Annotated in this window: 23 protein-coding genes; 17 read left to right on the top strand and 6 right to left on the bottom strand. The window is 73.7% G+C overall.

The genetic code is table 11. The annotated features are described in order from the left end of the window. Positions 1-50: 50 nt before the first annotated feature. Positions 51-425, top strand: a complete 375-nt coding sequence (locus AB0D08_RS14775; RefSeq protein WP_359888834.1) for a hypothetical protein — start codon at positions 51-53, stop codon at positions 423-425. A gap of 16 nt (positions 426-441) precedes the next feature. Here AB0D08_RS14775 and AB0D08_RS14770 read toward each other — a convergent pair whose 3' ends face one another. From AB0D08_RS14770 to AB0D08_RS14760, 3 genes are all read right to left on the bottom strand, one after another. After that, complete coding sequence (locus AB0D08_RS14770; RefSeq protein WP_359888832.1) at positions 442-1,077, bottom strand: helix-turn-helix domain-containing protein; 636 nt, start codon at positions 1,075-1,077, stop codon at positions 442-444. Between the two features lie 108 nt (positions 1,078-1,185). After that, the gene (locus AB0D08_RS14765) at positions 1,186-2,028 is read right to left on the bottom strand and encodes an NAD(P)H-binding protein (protein WP_359888829.1); all 843 of its coding nucleotides are present in this window, start codon (positions 2,026-2,028) and stop codon (positions 1,186-1,188) included. Beyond that, positions 2,028-2,450: a nuclear transport factor 2 family protein gene (locus AB0D08_RS14760; protein ID WP_359888826.1), complete on the bottom strand. Its 423-nt coding sequence runs from the start codon at positions 2,448-2,450 to the stop codon at positions 2,028-2,030. Before AB0D08_RS14760 ends, AB0D08_RS14765 begins: the two co-directional genes overlap by 1 nt. 698 nt (positions 2,451-3,148) lie before the next feature. On the opposite strand from AB0D08_RS14760, the gene AB0D08_RS14755 reads away from it, so the two are divergent. Then, positions 3,149-3,622, top strand: coding sequence for a hypothetical protein (locus AB0D08_RS14755; protein WP_359888823.1), 474 nt, complete (start codon positions 3,149-3,151; stop codon positions 3,620-3,622). 71 nt (positions 3,623-3,693) lie between these two features. Here the strand turns inward: AB0D08_RS14755 and AB0D08_RS14750 are convergent, their stop codons facing one another. Then, on the bottom strand, positions 3,694-5,049 hold the full coding sequence (locus tag AB0D08_RS14750; RefSeq protein WP_359888820.1) for a lipase family protein: 1,356 nt from the start codon (positions 5,047-5,049) through the stop codon (positions 3,694-3,696). Between the two features lie 521 nt (positions 5,050-5,570). Between AB0D08_RS14750 and AB0D08_RS14745 the strand changes: the two genes are divergently transcribed. From AB0D08_RS14745 to AB0D08_RS14700, 10 genes are all read left to right on the top strand, one after another. Continuing rightward, positions 5,571-6,860, top strand: coding sequence for a helix-turn-helix domain-containing protein (locus AB0D08_RS14745; protein ID WP_359888817.1), 1,290 nt, complete (start codon positions 5,571-5,573; stop codon positions 6,858-6,860). Between the two features lie 303 nt (positions 6,861-7,163). Then, positions 7,164-8,384, top strand: coding sequence for a cytochrome P450 (locus AB0D08_RS14740; RefSeq protein ID WP_359888815.1), 1,221 nt, complete (start codon positions 7,164-7,166; stop codon positions 8,382-8,384). A gap of 86 nt (positions 8,385-8,470) precedes the next feature. Beyond that, a complete protein-coding gene (locus tag AB0D08_RS14735; protein WP_359888812.1) occupies positions 8,471-9,601 on the top strand; it encodes an acyl-CoA dehydrogenase family protein in 1,131 nt (376 codons plus the stop codon). A gap of 161 nt (positions 9,602-9,762) precedes the next feature. Then, positions 9,763-10,932 carry a GNAT family N-acetyltransferase gene (locus tag AB0D08_RS14730; protein ID WP_359888809.1) on the top strand — a complete coding sequence of 390 codons (1,170 nt, stop codon included), beginning with the start codon at positions 9,763-9,765 and terminating at the stop codon, positions 10,930-10,932. Continuing rightward, entirely contained in the window at positions 10,919-11,437 is a 519-nt protein-coding gene (locus tag AB0D08_RS14725) for an SRPBCC family protein (protein WP_051814160.1), read from the top strand. Before AB0D08_RS14730 ends, AB0D08_RS14725 begins: the two co-directional genes overlap by 14 nt. After that, a complete protein-coding gene (locus tag AB0D08_RS14720; RefSeq protein WP_359888806.1) occupies positions 11,434-12,744 on the top strand; it encodes an aspartate aminotransferase family protein in 1,311 nt (436 codons plus the stop codon). Before AB0D08_RS14725 ends, AB0D08_RS14720 begins: the two co-directional genes overlap by 4 nt. 93 nt (positions 12,745-12,837) lie before the next feature. Next, positions 12,838-13,092 (top strand): acyl carrier protein, encoded by a 255-nt coding sequence (locus AB0D08_RS14715; protein ID WP_082527164.1) that lies wholly within the window; start codon positions 12,838-12,840, stop codon positions 13,090-13,092. Continuing rightward, positions 13,089-14,393 (top strand): beta-ketoacyl-[acyl-carrier-protein] synthase family protein, encoded by a 1,305-nt coding sequence (locus AB0D08_RS14710; protein ID WP_359888802.1) that lies wholly within the window; start codon positions 13,089-13,091, stop codon positions 14,391-14,393. The genes AB0D08_RS14715 and AB0D08_RS14710 overlap by 4 nt, the downstream gene beginning before the upstream one ends. Positions 14,394-14,398: 5 nt before the next feature. Continuing rightward, the gene (locus AB0D08_RS14705) at positions 14,399-15,460 is read left to right on the top strand and encodes an SDR family oxidoreductase (protein WP_359888800.1); all 1,062 of its coding nucleotides are present in this window, start codon (positions 14,399-14,401) and stop codon (positions 15,458-15,460) included. Positions 15,461-15,567: 107 nt separating this feature from the next. Then, positions 15,568-16,179, top strand: a complete 612-nt coding sequence (locus AB0D08_RS14700; RefSeq protein ID WP_033825177.1) for a DUF6058 family natural product biosynthesis protein — start codon at positions 15,568-15,570, stop codon at positions 16,177-16,179. A 61-nt stretch (positions 16,180-16,240) separates the two neighbouring features. Here the strand turns inward: AB0D08_RS14700 and AB0D08_RS14695 are convergent, their stop codons facing one another. Next, positions 16,241-16,906: a TetR/AcrR family transcriptional regulator C-terminal domain-containing protein gene (locus AB0D08_RS14695; RefSeq protein WP_033825178.1), complete on the bottom strand. Its 666-nt coding sequence runs from the start codon at positions 16,904-16,906 to the stop codon at positions 16,241-16,243. A gap of 78 nt (positions 16,907-16,984) precedes the next feature. Here AB0D08_RS14695 and AB0D08_RS14690 point away from each other — a divergent pair, with 78 nt between their 5' ends. Further along, positions 16,985-17,731, top strand: a complete 747-nt coding sequence (locus AB0D08_RS14690) for a DUF4386 domain-containing protein (protein WP_359888796.1) — start codon at positions 16,985-16,987, stop codon at positions 17,729-17,731. 476 nt (positions 17,732-18,207) lie between these two features. Here AB0D08_RS14690 and AB0D08_RS14685 read toward each other — a convergent pair whose 3' ends face one another. Next, positions 18,208-18,732, bottom strand: a complete 525-nt coding sequence (locus AB0D08_RS14685) for a MarR family transcriptional regulator (RefSeq protein WP_033825179.1) — start codon at positions 18,730-18,732, stop codon at positions 18,208-18,210. Positions 18,733-18,853: 121 nt separating this feature from the next. On the opposite strand from AB0D08_RS14685, the gene AB0D08_RS14680 reads away from it, so the two are divergent. The 4 genes from AB0D08_RS14680 (at position 18,854) to AB0D08_RS14665 (ending at position 21,082) form a co-directional block, all read left to right on the top strand. Continuing rightward, complete coding sequence (locus AB0D08_RS14680) at positions 18,854-19,696, top strand: NAD(P)H-binding protein (protein ID WP_033825180.1); 843 nt, start codon at positions 18,854-18,856, stop codon at positions 19,694-19,696. A 193-nt stretch (positions 19,697-19,889) separates the two neighbouring features. After that, positions 19,890-20,036: a hypothetical protein gene (locus AB0D08_RS14675; RefSeq protein WP_158515644.1), complete on the top strand. Its 147-nt coding sequence runs from the start codon at positions 19,890-19,892 to the stop codon at positions 20,034-20,036. Positions 20,037-20,146: 110 nt separating this feature from the next. Then, positions 20,147-20,542: a hypothetical protein gene (locus AB0D08_RS14670; RefSeq protein ID WP_359888791.1), complete on the top strand. Its 396-nt coding sequence runs from the start codon at positions 20,147-20,149 to the stop codon at positions 20,540-20,542. A gap of 102 nt (positions 20,543-20,644) precedes the next feature. Then, on the top strand, positions 20,645-21,082 hold the full coding sequence (locus tag AB0D08_RS14665) for a thioesterase family protein (RefSeq protein WP_359888788.1): 438 nt from the start codon (positions 20,645-20,647) through the stop codon (positions 21,080-21,082). Positions 21,083-21,195: the final 113 nt, after the last annotated feature.

Raw genomic sequence — 21,195 nt, 5'->3', positions numbered from 1 at the left:
GGCGGGCCTGCTGCGCCCGTGGCCCGGATCGAGTGAGAGGTGGAGAACGGATGACCCTGGAGGAAGGCCGGCGCGTCAGGCTGGCGGAGGACCTCGGCATCGGTGAGGCGGTCGCCGGGGATCCCGCCGCGGCCGTCGGGTTCCTGTCGCTGGGCGCCGGGCTCGAGGGCACGGTCGAGCGGGTGGACGGGGAGCTCCCCGAGAGCGAGGACGTCCGCGAGTACCAGCGGCTCGCCGCCCTGTTCGCGGACTACGGCCACACCATGCCCGAGGCGAGCCGCGACCGCCTGGAGGCCCAGATCGCCGCACTGGAGCCGCAGTGGACCGCCCACCGGGAACGGGGGAACCTGGCGACGGTCCGCGTCCGCTGGGACAACGGTCTGGTCCTCGACGGCACCCACCCGGACGTCCTCACCCCGCTGTGAGCCCGGATCCCGCGCCCTACGGGGTGGGGCCGGGGCGGCCCAGGACGTTCTCCACGTGGGCCGCGAGCGAGGACCGCAGGTCCGCGGGTGTCATCTTCTGATCGTCGATCAGGTGTGCCACGAGGTCGGCGCGGACGGCGGCCAGCAGGGCATGGGCGGTGAAGTCCGCGTTGCGGACCCCGGGGACCCGCTCCAGCGCCGCACGCAGCGTCCCGTGCCACCAGCCGTAGTGCTCCGCCTGGTACGGGCTGCTGAGTCCGGCGTCCTCGGCGGCCGACATCAGGTTCCGGTTCTCGATCTTGAAGCTGAGCGCGGCATCGAGGAGGTCCAGCACCTGCTGCCGCGGCCCGGTCCCGGCCGCGTCCTGCTCCTGCGCGTGCTGCTCCTGCACGTCCTGCACGGCTCGGCGCAGGGGTTCCAGGCGCGAGGTGATCACCGCGCCGATCAGGCCGGCGCGGTCGCCGAAGCGGCGGAACAGGGTGCCCTTGCCCACGCCCGCGGCCGCGGCGATCTCGTCCATCGACACCGCTTGCGGGCTGCTGCTGGCGGCGAAGAGGGCATCGGCGGCGGCCAGGACGGCTTCCCGGTTGCGTAGGGCGTCCGCGCGCTCGGGGCGCTCGGTGCTGCCGGTGCGGCCGGTGCGCTGGGCCACGGGTCCTCCTAGGTCGTCGGGCCGTCCCGGCCCCCGGGAATGATATGCCGCCGGTCCGCACGGGTGACGGTCCGCGCCACGGCCGCGGCGGCGTCCTCGCTCAGCCGTTCACCGGACCTCCCGTTCGACGAAGTCGCGGAACGTACCCGGCGGGCGGCCGGTGAGGCGCTCGACGGTGTCGGTGGTGCGGTCCTCGGCGCCGTCGGCGATGGCCCGGTCCATGCCGGCCAGCATGGTGGCGAACTCGAGCGGGATCTCGGCTGCCCAGCGGTCCCGCAGCTGCTCGAAGGTCAGGTGCCGGTGCACGACCGGCCGGCCGGTGACCTCGGCGATGGCCGCGGCGGCCTCGTCGTAACTCAGGGCCTGCGGCCCGGTGAGGACCAGGTCGGTGTTGGCGGCCTGGTCGTCGGTGAGGGCGCGGACGGCGACGGCGGCGATGTCCGCGGCGTCGACGAACCCGACGCGTCCCTGCCCGCAGGCCGTGCGGATCGCGCCCTCCTCGCGGATGGAGCGGGCATGGGGGGTGTCGCCGGTGAAGTTCTGCATGAACCAGGACGGCCGCAGCACCGCCCACTCCTCGAACAGGTCCGGCAGCACCTGGTGGACCCGGCCGACCGCCGGACCGCCGGCGGGGATCGCGGAGGAGCTGAGCAGCACCGCGCGGCGCATTCCTGCGGCGCGGGCCCGGCGCAGGAAGGGCACCATGACGGCGGCCGGGTCGGAGGAGCCGACGGGCGGGACGAGGTAGGCGCGGTCGACACCGTCGAGCGCGGCGTCCCAGGTCGCGGGCTCGTTCCAGTCGAAGCGGACGCTCTGCGCCCCCTCGACCGGCGCGGCCGTACGGCTGGTGGCGCGGACGCGGTGGCCCTCGGCGGCCAGGCCGGCGGTGACGCGGCGGCCGGTGGTGCCGGTGGCCCCGGTGACCAGGGTGGTGCGGGCGGTGGTCGTCATCAGTGCGTTCCTGCGAAGTCGGCGCCGGGCAGGGACACGGCGAGGGGGTTCCAGTAGTCGCGGTAGGAGGTGATGAGGGCGTCCTCGACCGTGACGACGGCGATGTAGGTCATCTCGAAGGGGCTGTCGGTCTTCACCAGCCGGCCGACGCCGCGCATCTCCACCACGATGGTCCCGGGGGCCATCGTCCGGTGGATCGTCACCTCGGGGAACTCGTGCAGGTCGATGTGGTCGGGGTAGTCGCGCATGTAGGCGCCGACCGCGGCCTTCCCTTCGAGGCGCGAGGGCCAGCCCTCGGGCGCGAAGGGGAATTCGAGGACGCCGTCCTCGTGCCAGAGCTCCACCCAGGCGGGGACGTCCTTGTCCAGCAGCAGTTGCAGACCGTGCTGGTAGAGCTCCGCGGGTGTCACGGGGGTGGTCATGGTCAAGGGTTCCGTTCTGCTCGACATCACGGCGGGTCGCGGCCCGTCCGGCCGGGACTCCGACACGCAAACGGACCGGCGGTCCGTATGGCTTGAAGCATACGGACTGCCGGTCCGTTTAACAAAGTGACCCCCCGCCGGGGCAGCGTGCTCACGGCCCGCCGTCAAGCCTCCCCGGCGGCATCGAAGTTCCGTGCGCCCAGCTCCACAGCGCCCACACCGTCATGAACAGGGCAGGCCCGAGGCCCACCACCACCACGATGAGAATCACCAGGGCGAGTCCCCTGAAGTCACCGGGACGCCCCACCGGCCCCGCCGCTCACCCTCCGCCCCCTCCACCACCCCATCGCGCACGTGGCACTGCCTCCCCCTTGTCGCTGCCGGCCCACGCCACGGACGTGGCTTCGGCCGCGGGACCCTCGCACCCCGCCCGCATCGGCGCCGAACGCCCACCCGGGCCACGGCACCGCCCGAGGCCCGAGGCCCGAAGAACGGGACGATGCGTACGGACGGCCCGAGACGGCGAACAGGGCCACGGCGGGCCCGCCGCCGATCTCCGCGAACCGTGGATCCGGCCAACTGGACTGCCCTGCAAGCGAGTTGGCTGGAACGCGCCTGCCGGTCCTCCGTGTCCGCTCCTTACGCTCCTGCTGAGCCCCGGCCACCCGGCCGGGAACATCTACGGGGGGGTAGCGCTCATGCGCATTCGCCATGCCTTCGTCGCCGCAGCCGTCGCGGCGGCCTCGGCGCTCACCATGACCACCACCGCAGCTGCCGCGGCCCCGGCCGCACCCGCCAACGCCCGGTCCTGCAACTGGATCTACATCGGCACCGGGGCCGGCATCCACATCGGCGGCCAGTACGTCGGCCAGGTCGTCCAGCTCTACAACAACTGCGGTACCGCCGAGGCCCACTTCCAGTGGGACGAGACCTACCGCCAAACCCACAACACGCGGGTGTACGTCGACCTCGAAGGGCCCTGGGGCAAAGGCAGGGTGACCGCGAGCGGCCCGACCTCCTCCAAGAACGTGGACGCGTACGTGGACATCCACTCGGCCTCCCCTGACCAGTGGGGGACCTACGCGACGGTCAACAACTGCATGGCCACCGGCACGATGCACGACTACGCCAACGGCGGCACGCTGTGGGAGTCCCAGGACGCGTGGTGCTGACACCCCGGTGACGGCGGGTCCTCGGGAGCACCTCCCGAGGACCCGTCGCCGTACCGGACAAGCGGCCCGGATCAGGAGGCCGGTGCCGGCTGTTCCGGGGCCAGGGAGTTGCCCGCGGGGATGTGGCCGCAGTCGGAGGGGGCGGTCCGGCCCGCGAACCGGTCGTTCAGCCAGCCCAGCGCGAGGGGTGCCCAGACGGCGGGGACGCCGACGTGGCTGAGCAGGTCGAACTGCTGGTACTCGATCGCGCCGTTGCGGGTGGCGCAGTACTGTCGGGCGAGGGCCCGGACGTCTCCGGCGACCATCACGCCGTCGCCGGTGCCGATGCCCGCCGGGCTGCCGAGGGTTCCCTCCAGGACGCCGCCGTTGCCCTGGGCGATGTAGCCGGGGACGGTCGGGGTGGCGGCAGAACCGAGGTTGATCCGGTTGACCGCGTCGAGGAAGGCGGGCACCGAGTTCGGGTCGGCGTACTGCGGCTTCGCCATCTTCTTCCAGGTCAGCCCCGGGTAGTGGCCGACGGCGTCGATGATCGACCCGTGCTCCAGCTGCTGGTAGACCGTCAGGCCGTAGTCGCTCAGGTAGGGCTTGAGGTCGATGCCGAAGGAGCGGGAGACCCCGATGACCGCCATCGGGATGACACCGCTCCACGCCAGCGAGCCGTCCACGTACTTGAGGTTGTGGGCCGGGTCCACGAGCAGGCCGCCCTCGGTAAAGCCGACCAGCTTGCGGTTGACGTCGGGGGCGTAGGCGGGCGCGAGCGCGGCCGCCCAGCCGGTCGCGATCGCACCGCCGGAGTAGCCCATCAGGCCGAACGCGGTGTCGGAGTCCAGCCCGGTGGCCGCGGACCTGGTGGCGGCGCGGATCGAGTCGAGGGTGGTGGTCGCGTACTCCGGGCCGGCCGCGAAGTCCGCGGACTGCCCCTCGGTGTCCGGGATGACGAGGTTGTAGCCCTGCAGGAGCAGCGGCACCAGGAAGAGCGACTCGGCGTTCGGGATCAGGCCGCCGAGGGTGAGGTCACCGGCGACGGCCCGGGACGGGCTGTCCTGCGGGTTGAGGGAGTCGTAGAACGACTGGTACGAGACCGCCTTGCTGCCGTCACCGGTCAGGCTTCTCACCACGGTGGTGACGTTGGCGGACGGGCGGCCCTGGGCGTCGGTGGTGCGGTACAGCAGTTGGACCGCCGTCACCGGGGTGGGGAGCCCCAGGACGTGGTACGGCAGGGTCCGGGTCCTGAGCACGGTGCCCGGTGCGAGCGACGCCAGCGGCGTGCTGCCGTCGTAGGTGTAGAACGGGTCGCTCGCCGCGGCGACCCGCGGTGCGGCGGCTCCGGCAACGGCTGAGGCCGGGCCTGCGGTGGCGGCGACGGCCGTTGCGGCCAGGGCGGCGGTGACGGCCGCGGACAGCAGCCGGGACGTGTTCTTGCGCATGACTCCCCCGGTTCGTGGGATGGGATCATCAGGATCTGGTGAAGGTGCGGGGTGCCGTGGGTGGCGCGGCCGTGCGGGGGCACGAAGGGGTGACGTGGCAGGCGCGGGTGGCGCCGCACGGGCACGCGCCCCGGGCGGGTGACGACGGCGCCTGGGCAGCAGGACATCGGGACGTCAGGCGTCAGGGCGTCAGGGCGTCAGAAACACCGGAGCGTCAAGGCATCACGGCATCATGGCGTCACGGTGTCAGGACCTCGGGGCAGCAGCTGTGCCGGGCCGGGCGGGCCGTGGTCGGCGGAGGCGGTGGGGTGGGGGCGCGGCGGCTTTTCGCGCGGGCAAGGCGGTCCTCCGGTACGTGCGGGTGTGGGGGGCCGGTGGATGGTGCGGTCGGGGTCTGCGCACCTCTGGTGGTCCAACCGGCGGGCGTGTTACCAACTGGTAAGTAACGTCCTGGAGAACATGATGACGGCGGTATCGCGCCGTGTCCCCGGGCCGGACAACAGAGATTCGCGAGGTGGATTGTGACCGCATCCAACGCGACGGGGCACGACCCGGCACCGCAGATCGGCGGCCTCCCCGTCCACGAACGGCTCCGGGCCGCCGCGCCGGCCCTCGCGCCCGCGGTGATGGCCCGGCTCGTCGAACGGCTCCCCGCCTACGGGGCGCTCCCCACCGAACAGTTGCGCGGCGAGATCACCCGGGAGGTGGACCGCGGCATCCGCGCCTTCACCGAGGTGCTGCGCACCGGCGACCTGCCGGCGGACGCCGAACTGGCGCGGATCAGCGAGTCCTCGGCCAGGCGCGCGGACGAGGGCGTCCCGCTGGAGGCCGTCGTCGGGGCCTACCACTTCGGCGCGCAGGAGTGCGCGGAGCGGGTCCTCGCGGCGGCCGGGCCCGGCGACCTGCCGGACGTGCTGCTGGTCCAGCAGCGGCTGCTCGGCTACCTCCGGCTGGTGAGCTGCGCGGTCGCGGCCGGGTACGTCCAGGAGCGTCAGGCGGCGCTGGGCGACGAGCAGGTCGCCCGGCAGTCCCTGCTGTCCCGGCTGCTGGAGGGCGGCGACCCGCGGACCGCGGCCGACCGCGCCGGACTTCCGCTGCCCGCCTGCTACCTGGTGCTGGGCATCACCCTCGGGCCGCACCCCGACGAACTGCTGCCCGGCGTGAACCACGCCGTCGCCGCCCGACGCAAACTGCGGCGGCTGCGCAACGAACTGCAGCACCGCACCACGGGCGTCCCGTTGTCCGTCCTGTCCGGGAACGGCGGGCTGGTGCTGATCCCCTGCGACGCACCGCACGCCGACACACCGTCCGCCGGCGGCCCGCCCGCCGCCCTGTCCGGCCCGGAACGGGACCGGCTCGCCGCGCTGGTCGACCACCTCGGGCGGGTGTGCGGCGCCGAGTTGCTGGTGGCGGCGGCCGCCGCCGCACCCGACGGCGTCGCGGACGCCGCCCGCCTGGTGGGCGAGGTACGGGAGGTGGCGCGGGCCTCCGGTCGCGGGCCCGGGCTGTACCTCCTCGACGACGTGCTGCTGGAGTACCAGCTGAGCCGGCCGAGCCCGGCCCGGGACAGACTCGCCGCACTGCTGGCACCACTGGCCGGGCGGGCCGAACTGCTCGGCACCCTGCGCGCCTTCCTCGCCTGCGGTCTCGACCGGCGCCGGGCGGCCGCCCGGCTCCAGGTCCACCCCAACACCGTCGACTACCGCCTGCGCAGGGTCACCGACCTCACCGGCCTGGACGCCGCACGCGGCGCCGACCAGCTCACCCTGCGCGCCGCCCTGGCCGCCCACGACACCGCCCGCCACAGCTGAACCGTCCGAGCCACCCGCCCCCGTCACCGTTCCCACCGGCGGAACGGTCCGGCGCTTCACCGCGGTTCGGGCGGCGGCCACGGACCGGCGAGCAGCCGCTCGGCCTCCGCGACGATCGCCCCGGCGAGTTCCCCCGGCCCGCGGCGCCCGCGCCGCTTCACATGGTCCGATCTCTCCGATCTTCATACGGAATACCGGTGAATTCCCGCGCCGCGCACACTTTTTGACATCCGGATCCGCCGAAGCATTTCGTGTACTCTCCATCCTGCCTGTTGCGAATTGCCCGAGCCGACCTGGAGATCGATGGACGCAGAGTCGAACCTTCTGTCGATTTTCACGCCGGAAGGCAGCCACGACCCCTATCCCGCGCTGGCCGAACTGCGCCGGACCCGTCCGGTCCACCTGAGCGAGACGCTCGGCTCCCACGTGCTGACCCGCTTCGCCGACTGCCAGCAGGTGCTCACCGGTCCCGAATTCCTGGTGCCCGACCGGCAGTGGTGCGCCGAGGCGTTTCCCGACCAGCGGGCGAGGCCGGCCGCGGAGTTCTTCTACTCCTCGCTGCTGGGTACCAACGGCCCCGACCACAGCCGGCTGCGCGGCCTGGTCGCCGGCGCGCTCGGGGCCCGGCAGGTCGCCGCCCTGCAGGCGACCGCCGAGAAGATCACCGAGGAGCTGCTGGACGCCTTCGCGGACGCGACCTCCTCGGGCGGCACGGCCAACTTCCAGGAACTGGTGGGCCGTCCGCTGCCGGTCACCCTGATCGGCACCCTGATCGGCGTGCCCCGGGCCGAGCAGGGCCGGTTCGAGCGCCTGGGCCGGGGTGCGAGCCGGCTGCTGGAGCCGGTGCGCACCCCGGAGGACTGGGCGCGGGCCGACCGGGCCGTCGTGGAGCTGCGGGAGTTCTTCGGCGCGCTGCTGCGCGAGCGCCGCGCCCGCCCGGCCGAGGACCTCACCTCGGCCCTGCTCGAGCAGCGCCACGCCGTCGATCCGCCGCCGACCGACCGGGAACTGGCCGACCTGCTCCTGCTGCTGTTCGTGGCCGGTTTCGAGACGACCACCGCCCTGCTCGGCACGACGGTTCACACCCTGCTCAGCCACCCCGGCGAGTTCGCCCTGGTCCGGGACGATCCCGCGCTGGTCCCTGCGGCCATCGAGGAGTCGCTGCGGTGGGACTCCCCGGTGCTGCTGACGGAGCGGATCGCCGCCCGACCGGTCGAGGTGGCCGGGGTGCAGGTCCCCCGCGGCGGCTCGGTGACCACGGTGCTCGCCGCCGCCAACCGCGACCCCGGCCGGCACCCCGAGCCGGACCGCTTCACCGTCCGGCGGCCCGACAACAAGGCCCTCAGCTTCAGCGCGGGCCGGCACCACTGCCCCGGTGCGACGCTCGCCCGGACGGAGGCCGCGGCGCTGCTCGGCCGGCTGGTGCGGCGGTTCCCGGACCTCGCCCTGGCCGGCCGGCCCGTGCGGCGGTCCGCGCTCACCCTCCGGTCGTTCGACGACCTGCCGTTGGCCACCACCGGCTGAGGGCCGGCCGCCGACCCGAACCACCACCGCCCCGAACCGCCACCGCCCACCCACCCGACCCCGGCCACTTCCCGAGAAGGTCCGCGATGAACTTCCTGCAGCTCGAACGCGCATCCCTGGAGACCTTCATGCCGGGGTTGGACGAGCGGCTCGCCCGCATCCCGTTGGCGGAGCTGGAGCGCGCTCCCAGCCCGGCCGTCCGCGCGTTCCGGGAGGCCGGCGGCCCGGCGCTGCTGGTGCCCGCGCAGCACGCCGGCGCGGGGGCGAGCGCGCTGCAGGCCGTCCGGGTGCAGCGGGCGATCGGGGCGCGCTGCCCGTCGCTGGCGGTGGCCACCACGATGCACCACTTCTCCGTCGCCGGCCTCGCCGAGGCGGCCAAGTACGGCTCCGGCCTCGAGGGTGTGCTGCTGGAGTCCGTGGCCGGGGAGCGGCTGCTGCTGGCCTCCGCCTTCGCCGAGGGCAACTCCGGGCAGAACATCCTGCGCCCGCACATCACCGCGCAGCGCCGCGGCGGCCGGATCGTGCTGAACGGCCGCAAGATGCCGTGCAGCCTGGCCCGTTCGATGGATCTGCTGACCGCGTCGGTCCTGCTCGCGGACGAGGACGGGGTCGAGCGGCTCGCCATCGCGCTCGTCCCGGCCACCGCGCCCGGTCTCGAGGTGCGGCCGTTCTGGCGTACGCCGGTGCTGGCCGGTGCCGAGAGCGAGCAGGTGGTGCTGACCGACGTGGCGCTGGACCCGGAGCAGGTGGTGCTCACGGACGTCACCGCCGACGCCGTCCCCGACGCGCTGAACGTGGCCGGGTTCCTCTGGTTCGAGCTGCTGCTGACGGCCGGGTACCTGGGCGTGGCCAGCGGGCTGGTCGAGCGGGTGCTGGAGCGGCCCGGCGGCGGGCAGGACGACCCCACCGCGTACACGGTGGACGTCGGGGCCGCGATGCTCGCGGTGGAGGCCGTCGCGCGGGCGATGGAGAGCGAGCCGTGGACCGACACGCTGCTGGTCCAGGCGCTGCACGCCCGGTACGCGGCCCAGGACGCGATCGCCCGCACCACGGCGGGCTGCCTGGCGGCGCTGGGCGGCATGGCGTTCATCGGGTCGCCGGACGGCGCGTACCTCGCCGCGGCCGCCGGCGGCCTGACCTTCCACCCGCCGTCCCGCGCCCGGATGGCGGGGCCGCTGCGGGAGTTCCTCGACGGCCGTCCGCTGCGCATCGGGTGACGCCGTCCGTACCGCGTGGTGGGCAGTCCGCCGCCGACGACCGTGAGCAGGTGACCGCAGTGCGGCGAGAAACCCCGTCAGTCCCGTCAGTCCCGTCAGTCCCGGCCGCACCGGCCGCACCGGCCGCACCGGCGGTCCCCCGCCCGGGGTACCGGGTCGAGGTGCTGTCCGGCGTCGAGGCGCTGCCCCCGGGGCTCTGGGAGCGGCTGGCGCCCGGCGACGACCCGATGTGGTCCCGGTCGCTGTTCACCGCGATGGAGCGCTCCCGGATCGGGCCGGATGCGTACTCCTACCTGGTCGTGCGCGAGGACGCCGGGGTGGCCGCGGTGCTGCCGCTGTGCCTGTTCCGGGAGTTGCGGCTGGACGACGTGGTGGGTCCGCGCGAGCGGCGTCTGCTCGCGCCGGTCCGGCGCCTGTTCCCGCGGCTGCTGCGGGTGCCGATGCTCTTCTGCGGGAACCTGCTCGGGCAGGGGCACGTGCTGGTGGACGGCTCGCCGCCGCCCGAGGTCTGGCGGCTGCTGGTGGCGGGCGTCCTCGACCTGGCACGGCGCGAGCGGCTGGGCACGGTGGTGTTCAAGGACTTCACCGCGGCCGGGCTCGCGCCGCTGCGCGCCGCGCTGGACGGCGCCGGGTTCTTCTTCCTGCCGAGCCTGCCCGACACCGAACTCCCCCTGGGGCACGGTTCGTTCGAGGAGTACCTGACCGCCCTGCCGGCCAGGCCGCGGCGCAACGCCCGCAGCAAGATCCGCAAATTCCGGGCCCACCCGGAGCTGCGGACGGAGGTCCGCGAGGACTTCGCCGACCTGCTGCCGGAGATGCTCGGCCTCTACCGGCAGGTGATGGACCGGGCTGACCAGACCCTGGAGGTGCTCGACGCCTCCTTCCTGGCCGCCGTGCACGCGGATCCCGGGCTGCGGCGACGGCTGGTGGCCTGTTTCGAGGGCGAACGCCTGGTCGCCTTCCTGCTCTGCCTGTTCGCCGGGACCGGGGCGACCGGCGCCCGGATCGGCCTGGACTACCGGATCGCCCACCAGGCGCGGCTGTACCACAACGTGCACTACGCGGCGATCCGGCTGGCCATCGAGACCGGCTGCGACCGGATCCGCTTCGCCCAGACCGCCTACCGGCCGAAGGTCGAACTCGGCTGCGAACTGGTCGAGCAGTGGTACGCGATGACGCACACCCGCCGCCTCCCCCGCGCCGTCCTGCGGCGGCTGCTGCCCCCGGCCCTGGCCGCCGCGCGCACCGCCGCGCTCGGCCCCCATCTCCCGCCCGCGGGCGCCGACCCGTTCGGGCCCGACGAAGAAAGGTCTCCCCGTGCCACGAGTTGACGTCGAACTGCAGATCGCCGTCCCGCCCGACGCCGCCTGGGCGGCGGTGGTGGACGTGGAGAGCTACCCGCACTGCATGGACAGCGTCGAGTCGGTCGTCGTCACCGAGCAGCCGGACGGCCACCACCGCACCACCGCCTGGGCCGTCCGGCTGGAGGACTCGGTCCTGCGGTGGACCGAGGCCGACCGGCTCGACCCGAGCGCCCGTCGCTTCGACTTCCACCAGCTGACCGGCGACCTGGGCGAGTTCGTGGGCCACTGGGCGGTGGCGGCCGCGCCTGGCGGCGGCAGCACCGTCTCGCTGCACGTCGACTTCGACATCGGCATCCCCCTGCTCGCCGACATGCTCAACCCGGTCGCCTCACGGGCCCTCGAGGAGAACGCCGCGCAGATGCTCGCCGCCCTGGAACGGCGCCTGCTGGCGCAGCGCGCCCCCGAGCGGCCGCTCTCGGAGGCGCCCGGCCCCGGGCCGCAGTCGCCGGCCCTCCAGGAGGCCACGCCGTGACCGCCGACACCGTGACCGCCGTCGACACCGTGACCGCGGGCGACACCCTGGCCGCCACCGGACCGATCACCGGACCGGCCACCGGGTCCGCCGCCGCCCTGACCTTCGACCGGCTGCGCCGGCACCTGTCGCCGAAGCTCGCGCTGACCGGCGGTTTCGCCGGGCGCGGAGCCGTCGAGGCGGGCGCCGAGGGCTGCCGGGTCACGCTCTCCGACGGCCGGTCCGTGCTCGACTTCGGCTCGTACGCCGTCACCCTGCTCGGGCACCGCCACCCGGCGGTGGCGGCCGCCGTCCGCCGCCAGCTGGAGACCATGCCGACCTCGACCCGGAGCCTGGCCAACCCGGTCGCGGCCGAGGCGGCCGCCTGCCTGGCCGCGTACCTGGGCGGCACGCTGCCCAAGGTGTACTTCGGACTGAACGGCGCCGACGTCGTCGAGGTCGCGGTCAAGCTGGCCCGGCTCGCCACCGGCCGCAGCCGCGTGGTGGCGGTCGAGGGCGGCTTCCACGGCAAGTCGGCCGGCGCGCTCGCGCTGACCCACCACCCGCTGTACCGGCGCGGCCTGCTGGGCTGCACGGTGGACGTGGTGCACGTCGACCCGGCCGATCCCGGCGCCGTGCTCCACGAGGTGCGCGCCGCGGAGGTGGCCGCCGTCGTCCTGGAACCGGTGCAGGGCGAGAACGGCGCCGTCCCGCTGCCTGCCGAGGTGCTGCGGCGCTGGTGCGCGGACGCCGAACAGGCCGGCGCCATGGTGATCGCGGACGAGATCCAGTGCGGGCTGCGCCGCTGCGGCGAGCGCTCGGTCGCCCTCGCCGCGGGGCTGCCGGTGGACGCCGTGCTGCTCGGCAAGCCGCTGGGCGGCGGAGTGGTCCCGCTGTCCGCGCTGGTCTGCTCCGAGCGGCTGTACGCGCCGCTGGCGGCGGATCCGTTCCTGCACTCCGCCACCTTCGGCGGGCACCCGCTCAGCTGCGCGGCGCTGCCCGCCGCCCTCGACGCGATCGAGGAGCTGGCTCCGCACGGGCACCGGCTGTCGCTGCTGCTGGACACCGCCCTGGAACGGCTGCGCGCGGACCATCCGCGGGTGGTGCGGGCCGTCCGCGGCGCGGGTCTGCTCCGCGGGATCGACCTGGCCTCCGCGCAAGCGGCGGGCACGGTGCTGGCCGAACTCGCCGGCGCCGGCCTGCTGGTCTCGCCCTGTCTGAGCCGGCCCACCACCATCCGGCTGCTGCCGCCGCTGGTCACCACGGCGGGCGACCTCGCGGAGGCGGTCCGCATCCTCGACGCGGCGTTGGCGGCGGCCGGCCGCTGACCCGCGGCGCCGGACCGATCGGGCCCGGCACCACGGGACCCTCCCCCTGAGCCCACCACCGGCACCGCCACCGGCACGGAAGGAACGACGGACATGCCCACTCGCGAAGAACTGTCACTGCTGGTCAGGACGGTTATCTCGGACGTGCTCGGCACCGAGGCCGAGGAGGTCCGCGAACAGACCAGCCTGGAGGTCGACTACGGCATCGACAGCCTGGAACTGATGGAGGTCGGCGCCCGGTTGGAACGCTCCCTCCGGCTGCGGATCGAGGTCGAGGACCTCACCGCCGCGCAGACCGTCGGCCAGGCCATCGACCTGCTCCAGGCACGTACGGCGGGCCGCTCATGACCCGCCGGCACCCCTCCGGCGGCCACCGGGTGGCCGTCACCGGCATCGGCCTGAAGTCGCCGGCCGGCAACGACCTGGAGGCGGCCTACACCGCGGTACTGAAGGGCGGGTCCACCGCCGCGACCGTCCCCCGCCTGATCGAGGCCGACCTGCCGGTCCACTTCGCCTGCCTGGTACCGGAGTTCGATCTCGACGCCTACCTCACCCGCCGCGAGTCGCGCCAGATCGACCGGACCACCCGGCTCCTGCTGTGCGCCGCCACCGACGCCGTCGAGGACGCCGTACTGCCGGCCGGCCTCACGCCGGAGCGGGTCGGGGTCCAGATCGGTACCGGGATCGGCGGTCTGCCCAGCATGGAGGAGGTCACCCTCAGCCACGCCGCCCGCCCCAGGGACATGCCGGTCCACACCGTGCCCAGGACGATGGCCAACTCGCCCGCCACCCGGCTGGCCATGCGCTACGGGTTCCGGGGGCCGTGCACCACGTACGCCAGCGCCTGCGCCAGCGGCACCACCGCCGTCGGCGAGGCCGCCCGCAAGATCCGGTACGGCGACCTCGACGCGGCGCTCGCCGGCGGCACCGACTCGGCGGTCACCACCGTGGTGATGGGCGCCTTCGCCCGGATGCGGGCCATGTCCGTGCGCAACGCCGACCCGGAGCGGGCCAGCCGCCCCTTCGACACCGACCGGGACGGCTTCGTGATGGCCGAGGGCGCGGCCGTCCTGGTCCTCGAACGGTGGGACCTGGCACTCGCGCGCGGCGCCCGGATCTACGGCGAAGTCGCCGGGTTCGCCGACAACTGCGACGCCTCCCACATCGTCGCCCCGACCGAGGACGGCGCGACCGCGGGCCGCTGCATGCGGCAGGCCCTCGCCGACGCCGGCCTGTCCACCGCCGACATCGGCCACATCAACGCCCACGGCACCTCCACCGTGCTGAACGACCGGGCCGAGGCCCGCGCTATCGAACGGTGCTTCCACGGCCAGTCGCCGCCGGTGACCGCCGTCAAGGGCGTCACCGGGCACCTGATCGGCGGTTCCGGCGCGCTGGAGGCGGCGCTCGCCCTGCTGTGCGCCGCCCGCGGCAGCGTCCCGCCGATCGCCAACCTGCGGGCCAGCCCGGAGGCCGACCTGGTGGACCTGGTGGTCGGGGCGCCGCGCAGCATCGCCCGCGCGGCGGTCCTCTCCAACTCCTTCGGTTTCGGCGGCCAGAACGCCTGCCTGGTCCTCGTGCCGGGGGACGGCGGCGGCCCGCCGTCCCCCGGCGCCGCACCGCATCCCCGTACGCCCCAGCAGAGATGACACCCATGCGAATCCTTCTCACCGGAGCCACCGGAGTGGTCGGCACCGAGGTCGTGCACCGGCTCGGCCCGCACCGCGCGTCCCCCGGCCTCACCCTCACCCGGGTCGCCCGGCGGGCCGCGGACGACACCCTGCTCCGCTGGCGGATCGGCGCCGAGCCGCCGCCCGCCGACCTCGCCGGGCACTGGGACGTCATCGTGCACTCGGCTGCCACCACCCGGTGGACCCTCGGCCGCGAGGAGGCGGTCCGGGCCAACATCGACCCGCTGCGGGCGGTGCTGGCCCTCGCCGACCGCGGCACCCACCTGGTCCACCTCTCCACCGCGTACGTCGGCGGGGTCCGCAACCCCGAGGACCTCCGGGGCGCGGAGTTCGAGGGCTACCGCAACGGCTACGAGTGGTCCAAGGCCAGGTGCGAGGAGGTCGTCCGCGCCGAGCACCCCGGACCGCTGACGGTGGTGCGCCCGCCGCTGATCGTCGGACGCCGCGGCTCCGGCGAGATCTCCCGCTTCTCCGGCCCGTACACGATGCTCCAGGCCCTGGTGTCCGGGCTGGCGGCCGTGGTGGTCGGCGACCCGGGCGGCTACGCCGAGATCAGCCCCGTCGACGAGGTCGCCGAAGCGGTCGCCGCGGCCGTCCTCGCCGAGCCGCCCGGCACCCCGCGCACCGAGGTGATCGCCGCCGGCCCCGGCAGCCTGACGCTGGACACCCTGCTCGACACCATCTGCCGCACCCTCAACGACGTCCGCCGGGCCGCCGGCGTACCGCCGATCGAGCGGCCGCGCATCGTCCCGGGCGACAGCTGGGACCGCTTCTTCCTGCCGCTCGCGGACCGCTACCTCTCACCGGTGCAGAGCCAGGCGGTCAAACTGCTCGCCATGTTCCAGAGCTACACCAGCATGGGCCGGCCCTTCACCCCCACCCGGACGGTCACCGACCCCGCCGCCGTCATGGCGGCCGCCGTCCGCCACTGGGCCACCACCCGGCCCCGCCTGGCCCTCGCCACACCCCAGCCGTGGACATTGATCGACGACAGCGCCGACAGCGCCCAGCCGGTCGGGGTGTGACGGCGGGCCAACCGTCAGGACCCCCCTCTTGGTCGAACATACGTGCGATACGCTGCCCACAGCTCGGCAGGAGGCAGCCGTGCGCACGACAGCAAGGGGGCCCACGCATGCCGGACAGTGACCTGAAGCAGCAACTCGCCGCACGCTTCGTCGAGGTCAACGGCGTCCATCCGATGACGGAGGCCGACGACGCCTACGTCAGCGGGCAGTTCATCGCCCTGGAGGAGCTGTGCGCAGCCCCGGGGCACTCCGCCGACGCGACCCGCCGGCTAATGCTGGCGGGCCTGCTGCCGCTGCCGGGGTACCTGCGTTCGGACGGCGCGGAGATGGTGCCGTCGGACCTGTTCGCACTCGCCGAGGAGGCGGGCGGGACGGACCGGCTGGAGGCCTGGTTCGTCGGCCACTGGGCGGATCAGGAGGCCGGGCGGGAGGAGTGGTCGGCCTACCTGAGCGGGCAGTACGTGTGCCTGCACTCGGTGACGCCCGCGACCATCCGGCGCAAGGGCGCGCTGACGGCCGCGATCAGCGCAGCACCCGACGAGTCCGACGCGGGGTCCGCGCCGTGGTCGTCGCGGCTGCACGCGCTGATCGACGAACTGGACGCGCTGGAGCCGGCGTTCACCGCCTACGACCGTCTGCGCTTCGGCGGCCCGACCTCCCGCGACATCTGCATCGACGGGATGCGGGAGCGCTTCCCGCGCCCGGCGCAGCACCGGTAGTCCAGCAGCCGGGGGCGGGCGGCCGCGACCGCCGCCGCCCGCCCCTGCTGGCTGCTGCTGATCACGCTTCGGCGGCCCTCAGCCGTTCGAGGCCGTCCAGCAGCAGGTCCAGGGCGAATTCGAACTCCACCTGGTCGTCGCAGGCGCCCACGGTCGAGGCCGCGTCATGTCCGGCCGCCGCCCCGGCGATCTCCGCGATGTGCGGGTAGGCGCGTGCCAGTTGCCGGACGAACGCGGGATCGGGGGCCGCGCCGGTGTCGTCGAACAGCTCCTGGCTGAAGCCGAGCAGCCGGCTGCCCATCGCGTGCATCGCGTGGTGCGTGAGGGCGACGGAGAAGCCTCCCGCCCTGAACATGCCGGCCATCGAGTCGAGGTAGCCGAGCAGCGCCGGGGGCGGAGCGGTACGCGACTCGATCACGCGGGCCGCCCAGGGGTGCCGGCGCAGCGCCCGGCGAGCGCCGAGAATGCGCGCCCGCATCGCGCTCTTCCATTCGCCCGCACCCGGCGGCCCGATCTCGGCGACGACGAGATCCACCATGCCGTCGAGGAGTTCGTCCTTGTTGGCGACGTGCTTGTAGAGCGCCATCGGCACCACGCCCAGTTCCTGGGCGAGTTTGCGCATGCTCAGCACGTCCGTTCCGGCGGCGTCGGCGAGCGACACCGCTGCTTCCAGGACCCGTTGCCGGCTCAGTGGGGTCCGGCGCTCCCCGTCCGTTGGCTGGTTCACCTTGACGAGTGTACGGAGTACACCTATGGTGTGCCAAGGTGTACGCCGTACACCTTGGCGGACAAGGGGAGGGCCCGGATGAACACGGACCGACAGACGGACAGACGGACGGACCGGCGCAACAGCGTGGCCGCGGGAGTGCTGTTCCTGATCACCGAAGTGACCGCGATGGCCGGGCTGGCGCTGTACCGGCCCCTGCTCAGCGGCTCGGACTACGTCCTCGGCGCGGGCGCCGACGGCCGGGTGCTGCTCGGCGCCCTGTGCGAAGTGGCGCTGGCGCTCGCGGTGGTGGGCACCGGGGTGATGCTCTTCCCCATCCTGCGCCGGCAGCACGAGGGGATCGCCCTCGGCTACGTCTGCGTCCGGCTGCTGGAGGCGGTCGTGATCGTCCTCGGACTGGTCAGCCTGCTAGCGGTGGTGACGCTGCACCGGGACGCGGCGGCGCACGGCACCGACGCCCAGCCCTTGGCGGCGGCGGCCCGCGCCCTCGTCGCGGTCCACGACTGGACCTTCTTGCTCGGCCCCAACCTGGTCCTCGGCGTCAACACCCTCCTGCTGGCCGCACTCCTCCACCGCTCCCGGGTCATACCGCGGGCGATCACCGTCCTGGGACTGATCGGCGGACCGCTGATCTGCGCCTCGGCGGTGGCCGTCCTGTTCGGCCTCTACGGTCAGCTCTCCGGCCCGGGTACGGCCGCGGCCCTGCCGGTCTTCGCCTGGGAGGTGTCCCTCGCCCTCTGGCTCATCATCCGCGGCTTCCGCACCCCCGCCACCGCCCCGACGACCGCCCCCCGGCAGCTGGCCGACGCACCGGCACTCCGCTGACCGCGCGAACGTGAGCGCCCGGCCGACCGAAGCCCACCCCGGGCATCGGCGGCCGGCGGCGCCGTTGCGCAGCACCGCAGCAACGACCGGCGGGCTCTCGTACCGCTCCGGCCACTCCGGCGTTTCGAGCAGAGCGGCCGGTCACCCGGTCGCCCGGTCGGCCAACGAGGTTGCCGCGAGACGAGACCGCCCCGGCGGTGGAGGCCGTGTCAGCAGCCCCTTGTTGCATGGCCTCGCGACCGTCCATGAGGTGATCAAGCAGCTGCGAGCCAGAAACCGTACGCGCCCACCAGGCGATGGCCATGCTGGACGCCACCCTGCGCCGACACACCCTGCCGCCCGGATCCGGCGGGGAGAGCAGGTGGCCACGGACTCCTGCCGTGTTCCTGGCCTGCGAGCCGCCACACCCGCCGGGCGACCGGCCTTTGCGCGGGCCGATCAGCGAGCAGCCCGGAAGGTCGGCACTGCGTCACAGCTCAGTGCCCCGTTGCTTCCCCCGCCCGCCCACGCTCCTTCAGCTGGCCCAGCGAATCCACGTACTTGAGCATCAGGCGTGCGAACTCCAGCCGGTCACGTTCGACCCAGTCGGCGGTGATGTACTCGAACGCGGCGCGCTGGTGACGGCGGAAGCGGGCCATCAACTCGGCACCCTCGGGACTGAGGTGGAGGACGGTACGGCGGCCGTCCTGCTGGGAGGCGGCTCGGAGCAGGTAGCCGGCCTTGATGTTGTCGGTGACCATCCGGCTCGCGACCGAGGGGTCGACGCCGAGGAGCTCGGCCACGGCGCCGACGGTGATCTCCTTCTCGGAGTCGCGGGTGTGCTCCGCGACGAGACCGAGTACCAGGGTGCGACTCAGGTCTTTGGCCGAGATCGGGTTCTCGACCTCCAGCAGTGAGGTGCGGCGCAGCTTTCCGAACGCCGGGCCCACCGCGTTCAGCAGTTCCTCGGCCGTCAGCTCCTCGGCCAACCGCGGTTCGTGCGGCGCGTCGTTCGTCGTCATGCATCCATCGTAGTATCCGTGACCCCGAGAAGGCATGTGTTGACATGAAACTATGTGCATGCAAGCATGCATGTGTCTATTGCAACATTGCGTACCAGCATCATGACTCTCGGGGGTTTCCATGACCGTTCTCATCACCGGCGCCCGCGGCAAGGTCGGCCAGGCCGTCACGAGCCGCCTGCACACCGCCGGCCTGCCCGTCCGCGCCGCCAGCGCCAACCCGACCGAACTGACCGTCCCCACCGGCGTCGAGGTCGCCGAGCTGGTCCTCGACCTGCCGGAAACCTTCCCGGCCGCGCTCGATGGCGTACGCCAGGTCTTCCTCTACCCACAGCCCGAGGGCATCGACGCCTTCATCGAGACCGCCCGGGCCGCCGGCGTCGAGCACATCGTCCTGCTCTCCTCCTCCTCGGTCCTGGCGCCCGACGCCGAGACCAACCCGCTCGCCACTCACAACCTGCGCGTCGAGCGCGCCCTCACCGCCTCCGGCCTGCCCTGCACCCTCCTGCGTGCGGACGCCTTCGCCAGCAATGCCCTCGGCTGGTCCCACCTCATCCGCCAGAGCCTGCCGGTCCAGCTCGCCTACCCCGACGCGCACCTCGCGCCCATCCACCCGGCGGACATCGCCGACATCGCAGCCGAGGCGCTGACCGGCACCGCCCTCAGCGGGCGCGCCGTCACCCTCACCGGCGGCCAGTCCCTCACCTTCCGCGAACAGCTCGCCATGCTGTCCGGTGTCCTGGACCGCGACATCACCATCGAGACGATCACCCACGCCGAGGCCGAGCAGCAGATGCGCCGCTTCATGCCCGCTTCCATGGCAGGCTCGCTCCTCACCCTGTGGGCCGCCGCATGCGCCGGCCCAGCGCCGATCGCCGACACCACCCGCACCCTGCTCGGCAGGCCCGAGCGCAGCTTCCACCAGTGGGCGACCGAGAACGCCACCGCATTCACCGCCCACTGACCCAGTCGACTCAGCATCTGAAGAAGCATCACCACGAAGCCCATCGGCTGCTGGCACAACCACATCGGCAAGGCCCGCACTTCACCGTCGGCGGCCTCCCTGATGTCCCGTGGTCGCCGGCCCCCGCCCCTGCCGGACGGGCTCCGCCGGTCCTGATGGCCCACAGCGCGGCAACCAGGAGAAGCACCCGGCGATGTCCGGCCGCGGACGGGCCTACGACGAGGCCGAGCTCGCCGAACTGCCGGCCCCGGGCGGCGGGCGAGCCGGAGGGCCCGCCGTCGTACGCCTGGCCCTGCGGCTCGCCGCGCCCGAGTACCTGGCCCTCGCCTCGCAGGGCTGAGGTCACGTCAGGGAGCTTCTGTAGGTGCCTCATCGGTCCCACGGGCGGTGCTGTCACTGCCGCGGAATTGTCCTGTCCCGGGCGGCGGCCGCCGGGTAGAGTGCGTCGCCGTGTCCCGTACCGTGCACCACGTCACTTACTCGGCCGCCACGAAGCGGCTCCCGGAAGGGCGTCCCCCCGCCGGGCCGGTCACCTCCTGGTGGCGCGTGATCACCGCGCGGGACCTGCGCTACCCCGCCGCGGCCGCGGACGCCGCCGGGACGGCCGGGAGCCGCCGGATCCCCGCCGAGGTACGCCGCCACGTCGTCGTGCGCGAGCTCGTCCACGCGGACACGCACGATTCGACCGCCACCGACCGGCGGATCCACGAACGGCGCGCCCGGGCCGCCGAGCGCGCCGCCCTGCACCGGGCCCTCGACGCGGCGGCCGCCGCGCCGTACGACGACAGTGACGACACCGTGGTACCGCCGACCCGGCACCGGCACCGGGTCCGCTGGGAGGCGTAGATCCCTCGCCCGGTGCCCCTGGCGCGACGTTAACGGTTGCTAACATGGCCCTGCGCCCCGCCCGGGAGCGCCGTGCTCCGAGGCAGCGAAGACGAGGAAGCCATGGCCGCCGAGCTTGAGGTCACCTACCAGGGGACCGTGTACCCGTGGCACTGCGACCACATGGGACACATGAACGTCATGTGGTACGTCGGCAAGTTCGACGAGGCGACCTGGCACCTCCTCGCGGGCCTCGGCATCACGCCCAGCTACCTGCGCGACCGCAACCGCGGCATGGTCGCGGTCGACCAGCGGATCTCGTACCGGCAGGAGGTGCGGGCGGGCGACCTGGTCATGGTTCGCTCGGCGGTTCTCGAGGTGCGCAGCAAGGTGATCCGTTTCGTCCACCGGATGGAGAACGCGGAGACCGGCGAGGTCGTGGCCGTCACGGTGCTGACCGGGGTGCATCTCGACCGGGAGACCCGGCGTTCCTGTGATCTGCCCCAGGAGCAGCTGGCCCGCGCGCGCAAGGCGCTGACCGACTACGACCCGGGCATCTGACCTCAGGGCTGGCCGGACGTCGGCCGCTCAGGGGGCGGCGCGGACCCGTCGCTCGCCCGTTCGGGGGATCCGGATTGCTTCTCACCTCCTCGGTGAGTGAATCGGTGGAGGAT

The organism is Kitasatospora sp. NPDC048540 (assembly GCF_040651175.1).
Taxonomy (GTDB): Bacteria; Actinomycetota; Actinomycetes; order Streptomycetales; family Streptomycetaceae; genus Kitasatospora.
The sequence above is the reverse complement of the archived record's forward strand: the minus strand, read 5'-3'. Positions and strand labels throughout refer to the sequence as shown.